This window comes from Streptomyces capoamus, assembly GCF_014654935.1.
Lineage (GTDB): Bacteria > Actinomycetota > Actinomycetes > Streptomycetales > Streptomycetaceae > Streptomyces > Streptomyces capoamus.
In genome coordinates, this window is sequence record NZ_BNBF01000031.1 from 55,205 (window position 1) to 62,294 (window position 7,090).

7 protein-coding genes are annotated in these 7,090 nt (G+C 70.2%); 5 read left to right on the forward strand and 2 right to left on the reverse strand.

The window, feature by feature from the left end:
* Positions 1–196 precede the first annotated feature (196 nt).
* The 5 genes from IE312_RS33605 to IE312_RS33625 all read left to right on the forward strand — a co-directional run bounded on the left by IE312_RS33605 (position 197) and on the right by IE312_RS33625 (position 5,670).
* On the forward strand, positions 197–1,510 hold the full coding sequence (locus IE312_RS33605) for an NAD(P)/FAD-dependent oxidoreductase (RefSeq protein WP_189986008.1): 1,314 nt from the start codon (positions 197–199) through the stop codon (positions 1,508–1,510).
* The gene (locus IE312_RS33610) at positions 1,507–2,268 is read left to right on the forward strand and encodes a DUF1365 domain-containing protein (protein ID WP_229900742.1); all 762 of its coding nucleotides are present in this window, start codon (positions 1,507–1,509) and stop codon (positions 2,266–2,268) included. Before IE312_RS33605 ends, IE312_RS33610 begins: the two co-directional genes overlap by 4 nt.
* A complete protein-coding gene (locus IE312_RS33615; protein WP_189986009.1) occupies positions 2,265–3,551 on the forward strand; it encodes an SAM-dependent methyltransferase in 1,287 nt (428 codons plus the stop codon). Before IE312_RS33610 ends, IE312_RS33615 begins: the two co-directional genes overlap by 4 nt.
* Positions 3,548–4,864, forward strand: a complete 1,317-nt coding sequence (locus IE312_RS33620; protein ID WP_189986010.1) for a class I SAM-dependent methyltransferase — start codon at positions 3,548–3,550, stop codon at positions 4,862–4,864. Before IE312_RS33615 ends, IE312_RS33620 begins: the two co-directional genes overlap by 4 nt.
* A 65-nt stretch (positions 4,865–4,929) precedes the next feature.
* Entirely contained in the window at positions 4,930–5,670 is a 741-nt protein-coding gene (locus IE312_RS33625; protein WP_370467654.1) for a DUF1295 domain-containing protein, read from the forward strand.
* A 45-nt stretch (positions 5,671–5,715) separates the two neighbouring features.
* Here the strand turns inward: IE312_RS33625 and IE312_RS33630 are convergent, their stop codons facing one another.
* Both IE312_RS33630 and IE312_RS33635 read right to left on the reverse strand, forming a co-directional pair.
* Positions 5,716–6,465 (reverse strand): anti-sigma factor, encoded by a 750-nt coding sequence (locus tag IE312_RS33630; RefSeq protein ID WP_189986012.1) that lies wholly within the window; start codon positions 6,463–6,465, stop codon positions 5,716–5,718.
* On the reverse strand, positions 6,462–7,046 hold the full coding sequence (locus IE312_RS33635; protein ID WP_189986013.1) for a sigma-70 family RNA polymerase sigma factor: 585 nt from the start codon (positions 7,044–7,046) through the stop codon (positions 6,462–6,464). Before IE312_RS33635 ends, IE312_RS33630 begins: the two co-directional genes overlap by 4 nt.
* Between the last annotated feature and the right edge of the window lie 44 nt (positions 7,047–7,090).

The following is a 7,090-nucleotide window of genomic DNA, read 5'->3' on the forward strand; positions in this document are numbered from 1 at the left end:
GCGCGGCCGAGGACGCGCGCCCGGCCGGTCGCCTTGACGGGAGTGACCGGCGCCGCGCGTCCCTCGTGCCGTGGCCCCCGCCCAGCCGCCCAAGCGGTGTGGCTCGGGGGGCCTCACTCAGGGCCGGTCCGCAGACCAGAACGCCTGCGGACCGGCCCTGAGCAGCTCTTCACCCGTAGGGGAGGGAAACAACACCATGGAAGAACCGTCCAACGCGATAGCGCCAGGGAAACCGGCGAACGACTCCCAGACCAAGCGTCGTACGGCCGTCATCGGCAGCGGGGTGGCGGGACTGACCGCCGCGCACATCCTGGCCCGCGCCCACCACGTCACCCTCTACGAGGCCGACGACCGGCTCGGCGGCCACGCCCACACCCACGAACTGACCGCGCCCGACGGGCGTACGCATCGCGTCGACTCCGGTTTCATCGTGCACAACCGTCGCACCTATCCGAACCTACTGCGCCTCTTCCGTGAACTCGACGTCGCCACGCAGGAGTCGGAGATGAGCATGTCCGTGCGCTGCGAGGGCTGCGGCCTGGAATACGCAGGCGCCCGCGGCCCGCGCGGACTGTTCGCCCAGCCGCGCAACACTCTGCGCGGGCCGTACCTGCGCATGCTGGCCGAGGTGCCGCGCTTCCACCGGGCCTCCCGCCGCCTCCTCGCAACGGGCGCCGACGACACACTGACGCTTGGCGCTTTCCTGGACCGGGCCGGGTTCTCGTCCTACTTCCGGGCGCACTTCATGACGCCGGTGGTATCCGCGGTGTGGTCATGTGATGCAGAGACGGCCCTGAGGTATCCCGCGGCCTATCTGTTCCGCTTCCTCGCACACCACGGCATGCTTTCGGTGACCGGATCGCCGGTGTGGCGGACCGTGACGGGCGGCTCAAAATCGTACGTCGACCGGATCGCGGCCGGCTTGAACGAGGTGCGCGCCGGCACCCCTGTGCGGTCCGTGCTCCGGCATGCGGACGGCGTGGAGGTGACCGCCGGCGACGGGACCACCGCCTCCTACGATCACGTCGTCCTCGCCACTCATCCCGACCAGGCGCTGGGGCTGCTCGCCGACGCGACCCCCGACGAGAAGGAGGTCCTCGGCGCCTTCCGCTACTCCCGTAACGCCACCCTGCTGCACACCGACACCTCCCTGCTTCCGCGGGCGAGCGGAGCGCGCGCCTCCTGGAACTACCTGATGCCCGACTGCCGGGCCGGTGCCGACCGGGTGCGGGTGAGCTACGACATGAACCGGCTGCAACGCCTCGACGCCGAGCAGACGTACGTCGTCACCCTCGGCGGTCAGGACCGCGTCGACCCCGCACGGGTGCTGGCCCGCATGACCTACGAACACCCCGTCTACACGCCCGGGTCGGTCGCCGCCCAGCGACGGCTGCCGGAACTGAACACGGCCATCACCGCGTTCGCGGGTGCCTACCACGGCTGGGGGTTCCACGAGGACGGCTGCCGCAGCGGCGTCGAGGCCGCCGCCGCCCTGGGGGTGCGGTGGTGACCGCTTCGTCCGACCGGCGGCCGGCCCACACCGGGACACCGGCGCTGTACCCGTGCGCGATCACCCACGTGCGCCGGGCACCCCGGCGGTACGCCCTGCGGCACCGCACCTACCTGTGGCTAGTCGACGTCGACCACCTGCCCGTGCTGCCGCGTCCGCTCCGGCCGCTCGCCCGCTTTCGCCCCTGCGACCACTTCACGGGGCGTGCCCCGTCGATCAGGGCCGCGCTGGACGGCTTCCTCAGCGAGCACGGCATCGACCTGCACGGCGGCCGGGTACTGATGCTCGCCCACGCCCGGATCCTCGGGCACGTCTTCAACCCGCTCACCCTGTACTGGTGTTATCGGCCCGACGGCGCCTTGCGGTGTGTAGTGGCCGAGGTCCACAACACCTACGGTGAGCGCCACGCCTACCTGCTGCACACCGACGCTGCCGGTACCGCCACGGTCGCCAAAGACTTCTACGTCTCCCCCTTCCACCCGGTCGACGGCCACTACGAGATGCGGCTGCCGCCGCCCGGCGAGCAGCTGCGTCTGGCGATACGGCTGCAGCGGCCCGGCAGCCCACCCTTCACAGCCTCGGTCCACGGCACGCGCCGCGAGGCAACCGCCCCGGCTCTGCTGCGCCTGGCCCTACGTCACCCCTGGTCGACACTCACGGTGTCGGCCGCCATCCGCTTCCACGGCATCCGCCTGTTTCTGCGAGGCCTGCCGGTGCAGCCGCGCCCGGGCCGCCGCACCCCGGAGAAAGCATCATGACCACAGTCGAACCCCGCCCCGTCGGCCCCCACCGCACCCGCGGCCACCGAATCCTGCCCATCGACGCCGAGCGTTGGCCCGATGTCGCCGCCGTACCCAGGGCGTCCCGGCCGGTTCAGGTCGTCACCCGCGCCGTACTGAAACATGCCCTACGGCGATTGCCCCTGCGCGTGCGGTTCGCCGACGGCGCCCCCCTCGGCCTTGGGGGCCCGCTGATAGAGGTGCGTGACCCCAAGGCGTTCCACGCCCGCATCGGAACCCGCGGGCTCATCGGTTTCGGTGAGTCGTACATGGCAGGCGAGTGGGACGCACCGGACCTGGTCGGCGTACTTACCGTGCTCGCCGCTCATGCCGCCGACCTGATTCCGGCCCCGTTGCAGCGATTGCGCAATGTGTGGGCGCAGCGACAGCCGGATGCGCAGCGCAACACTCCGGACGGGTCGCGTACCAACATCAGCCGCCACTACGACCTGTCCAACGACCTGTTCGCGCTGTTTCTCGATGAGACGCTCACCTACTCCTCGGCAATCTTCCGCGGATTCCCTGCCGATTGGCCGTTGCTGTCGGCCGCCCAGCACCGAAAGATCGACCGCTTGCTCGATCTGGCCGGTGTCCGTGAGGGCACCCGCCTGCTGGAGATCGGCACAGGCTGGGGCGAACTCGCCCTGCGGGCCGCCGCCCGCGGTGCGCACGTCACGTCGCTCACCCTGTCCCGGGAGCAACGCGCTCTGGCTCTGGACCGCGTACGCGAGGCCGGGTATGCCGACCGCGTATCAATCGAGCTGCGCGATTACCGCGAGATCCGCGGAACGTACGACGCGATCGTCAGTGTGGAGATGATCGAAGCCGTCGGCGCCGAGTTCTGGCCGGTCTACTTCCGCACCCTCGACGAGCGTCTGGTGCCGGGAGGCCGGGTCGCGCTGCAGGCCATCACCATGCCGCACGAGCGGATGCTGGCCAGCCGTGATACCCACACCTGGATCCAGAAGTACATCTTCCCCGGCGGCCTGATCCCCTCGACGACGGCCATCGAGGAAACCGTCCGCGACCACACTGGGCTGGTGGTCGCCGCCCGGGACGGCTTTGGCGCGCACTACGCCGAGACGCTGCGCCTGTGGCGCGAGCGGTTCACCGACCGCGCCGACGAGGCCGCTGCCCTGGGGTTCGACGACACCTTCCGCCGCATGTGGACCTTCTACCTGGCCTACTCCGAAGCCGGTTTCCGCTCCGCATACCTCGACGTCCAGCAGTACTCGTTCACCAAGGAGAACTCGGCCCGATGACCCCCGTTCGCACCTCAGTCCGTTCCGGCGCCGCGCAGCGGCTCGCCGCCCTCGCGGAGGGTGCGCTCGGCGGCCCGCTGCCGGTGCGGCTGCGCACCTGGGACGGCAGCGAGACCGGACCCACCGACGCCCCCGTGGTCGTCGTGCGCTCCCGGCGTGCACTGCGCCGCCTGCTCTGGCAGCCCGGCGAAATCGGCCTCGCCCAGGCCTACGTCACCGGCGAAGTGGACGTGGAGGGCGATCTGGGCCAAGCGCTGCGTGCTATGTGGAGGACCGCGCGGGAGCGGGGGTTGCACGCCCCAACGCTCTCGCCGGCCGATTGGGGGCGCGTGCTCGGCGAGGCCGTACGGCTAGGAGCCCTTGGCCCGCGGCCGCCCGCCCCCACGACGCAGGCACGGTTGCGCGGCGGCCTGCACAGCAAGGCCCGCGACCGAGCGGCCATCAGTCACCACTACGACTTGTCCAACGACTTCTACCGTCTGCTGCTCGACGAGACCATGGCCTACTCCTGCGGCTATTGGACAGGTGAGGAGCCCGAGGTGAGCCCGGCCGATGCGCAGCGCGCGAAGCTAAAGCTGATCTGCCGCAAGCTCGGGCTTGTGCCCGGTGCGCGGCTGCTGGACATCGGTTGCGGCTGGGGTTCGCTGACCTTGTATGCGGCCCAGGAGCACCAGGTGCAGGTCACTGCCGTCACCCTGGCCCGGGAGCAGGCGGCGTACGTGCGCGAGCAGGTGCGTGTGCGGGGGCTGGAGCACCGGGTGGAGGTGGTGTGCCAGGACTACCGGGACATCGCCGGGTCCGCCTACGACGCCGTCGCCACCGTCGAGATGGGCGAGCACGTCGGAGACGACGAATACCCCGCCTTCGCCGCCGCCCTGCACCGGCTGGTCCGCCCCCAGGGGCGCGTGCTGGTTCAGCAGATGTCCCGCGGCGCGAGCGCCCCGGGTGGGGGTGCGTTCATCGAGGCGTACATCGCCCCGGACATGCACATGCGGCCCATGGGCGAGACCGTCGGCCTGCTGGAGGCGGCCGGTCTCGAGGTCCGGTCGGTGGAGTCGCTGCGCGAGCACTACGTGCGCACCATCAACGCCTGGCACCGCACGCTGGAGCAACGGTGGGCGGACTTCGTGCGGCTGGTGGGTGAGGAGACGGCCCGGGTGTGGCGGCTGTATCTGGTCGGCGGGGCCCTGGCTTTCGAGGAGCGGCGCATGGGGGTGGACCAGTTCCTCGCCGTGCGCCCCGGGGCCACGGGCGGCAGTGGTCTGACCGGGGCGGAAGCGGCCGGCTGGTACCAGCGTCCGGAGGAGCGGTGACCGCGTTCGCCTGGGACGCGTTCGCCGCCAACCTGGGATGGGTTGCGGCTACGTCCTTGGCGGTCATGCTCGGCACCTTCGCCATCGCTCTGAACCTGGGCGTGCACCGTGTCGTCGATATCGCCTGGGGGGTGGCTTTCGCAGCCGTGGCTGTGGTGACCTTCGGCCTTACAGAAGACCGTGGTGATCCGGGCAGGCGCCTGCTGGTCACCGTCCTGACCGTCGTATGGGGGCTGCGGCTCGCGGTGCACATCGCGCGCCGGGGTAGCGGCCACGGCGAGGACCCGCGGTACGAGGCGATGCTGGCCCGCGCGCGGGGCGACCGGAATCTGTATGCCCTGCGGATGATCTACCTGCTGCAAGGGGCTTTGGTGTGGGTGGTGTCCCTGCCCGTGCAGGCTGCCCAGTACGCGCCCAGGCCGCTGTCCGCCCTGGCCTGGGCCGGCACGGCCCTGTGGGCTGTCGGCCTGTTCTTCGAGGCCGTCGGCGATGCCCAGTTGGCCCGTTTCAAGGCGGACCCGGCCCACCGGGGCCGCATCATGGACCGGGGACTGTGGTCGTGGACCCGCCACCCCAACTATTTCGGGGACTTCTGCGTCTGGTGGGGGCTGTTCCTTGTCGCCTGCGACGGGGGATGGCAGGCCGCGGCGGTGTCCGTCGTCTCACCGCTGGTGATGAGCGTGCTGCTGATCAACGGAAGCGGGAAACGGCTGCTGGAGAAGCACATGGCCGGCCGTCCCGGCTGGGCCGCCTATGTGGCCCGCACCAGCGCCTTCATCCCACTGCCACCGCACCGGCACCCATGAACGAGCGGGGGAGTCTGCCGATAAGCGGACTCCCCCCACATGCTGTTACGTCGGCACGCCGAGCAGGGCCACCGGTGTCGAAGTCGGTTGCTTCGATCCACCCGCCGGCTCCACCGTGATGCCGACGCCGGAGGCGCCGTCGACCGCTCCCTGCATCACGACGGCCTGGCTGCTGCGGTCAGGATCCATCAGGCCGGCCGCGCGCATCTTCCCGCCGTCGGCGAACCACAACTGGTACACCTTGCCGCGCGGCGGTGCCGGCATCTTGGACGCCACGAACACGGCCCGGTCCCGGCTGGCGGAGACCACCAGGGTGCCCGCACCGCCTGCGACCTTCACCGATCGCGACTTGGCGTCGGGCGCGGCCAGCACACCGGCCAAGTCCTCGACGTGTCGCTGAGCCTGTGAAGCCTGATTTTGTGCGTCTTGGGCGCGCTCGTACTGCCATACCGCGGTTCCGCCGAGGGCGGCTGCGGCAGCCACACTGGCGGCCAACGCCCACTGGGCCAGACCCCGCCCGCGCCGTGCGCCACGGGGCATCCGTTGCAGGGGCACGGTACGCGGAGAGGCCTGACGCACGGTGGTGATGCGCTGCAGGACCTGCTCCCGCATGACGGGACGTGTGCGTACCGTGGAAGCCAGGGCCAGGCGTCCGGCCGTGGCTGTGAATTCTGCGACCTCCAGCTCGCAGCCGTCGCATGTGGTCAGATGACGCTCGAAGGCGGCACGCTCCTCATCGTTGAGCGCGTGCAGCGCATAGGCACCTGTCAGACCGTGCAGATCGGTCGTGTTCATACCGCCACCCCCAAGCAGTCCCTCAGCCGGATAAGTCCATCACGCAGTCGCGTCTTGACCGTGCCCAAGGGCAGCGACAGGGCCTCAGCGACCTCCCGGTAGGTCAGGCCGCGGTAGTACGCGAGTGTGACCGACTGACGCTGCACCTCGGTCAAGGTGCGCAGACAGCGCCGCACCTGCTCTTGCTCCAGCCGGGTCTCCACCTGCTCTGTCACCTCGTCGTAGGCCGGCTGATGATCGAGCAGCGCGGCCTTGGTGTCACGGGCCGCCGCCGCCTCCACCGACCGGACTCGATCCACCGCCCGCCGGTGGGCGAGGGTGAGAATCCAGTTCATGGCCGTACCGCGCTCAGGCCGGTAACGCGGGGCCGTGCGCCACACCTCCACCAGGACCTCCTGCGCCACCTCCTCCGACTGCGCCTGGTCACGCAAAACCGTCCGGGCGACACCGAGAACGGAACCGGCCACGGTGTCGTAGACCGCGGCGAAAGCCTCCTGATCACCCAGCGCCACCTCGTGCAGCAACTGCTGCAGATCAGATTTTGCGGATGGGCGTGTGCCGATATGCACTGGTTCCTTCACAACGGTTCTCCCTGGGCGTGACGGTCCGGAACATTCCTACATAA

Excerpts from the sequence above, each read along its gene's own strand:
- IE312_RS33605 (WP_189986008.1), top strand. The coding sequence starts at position 197 with ATGGAAGAACCGTCCAACGCGATAGCGCCAGGGAAACCGGCGAACGAC.
- IE312_RS33615 (WP_189986009.1), top strand. The coding sequence starts at position 2,265 with ATGACCACAGTCGAACCCCGCCCCGTCGGCCCCCACCGCACCCGCGGC.
- IE312_RS33620 (WP_189986010.1), top strand. The coding sequence starts at position 3,548 with ATGACCCCCGTTCGCACCTCAGTCCGTTCCGGCGCCGCGCAGCGGCTC.
- IE312_RS33625 (WP_370467654.1), top strand. The coding sequence starts at position 4,930 with ATGCTCGGCACCTTCGCCATCGCTCTGAACCTGGGCGTGCACCGTGTC.
- IE312_RS33630 (WP_189986012.1), bottom strand. The coding sequence starts at position 6,465 with ATGAACACGACCGATCTGCACGGTCTGACAGGTGCCTATGCGCTGCAC.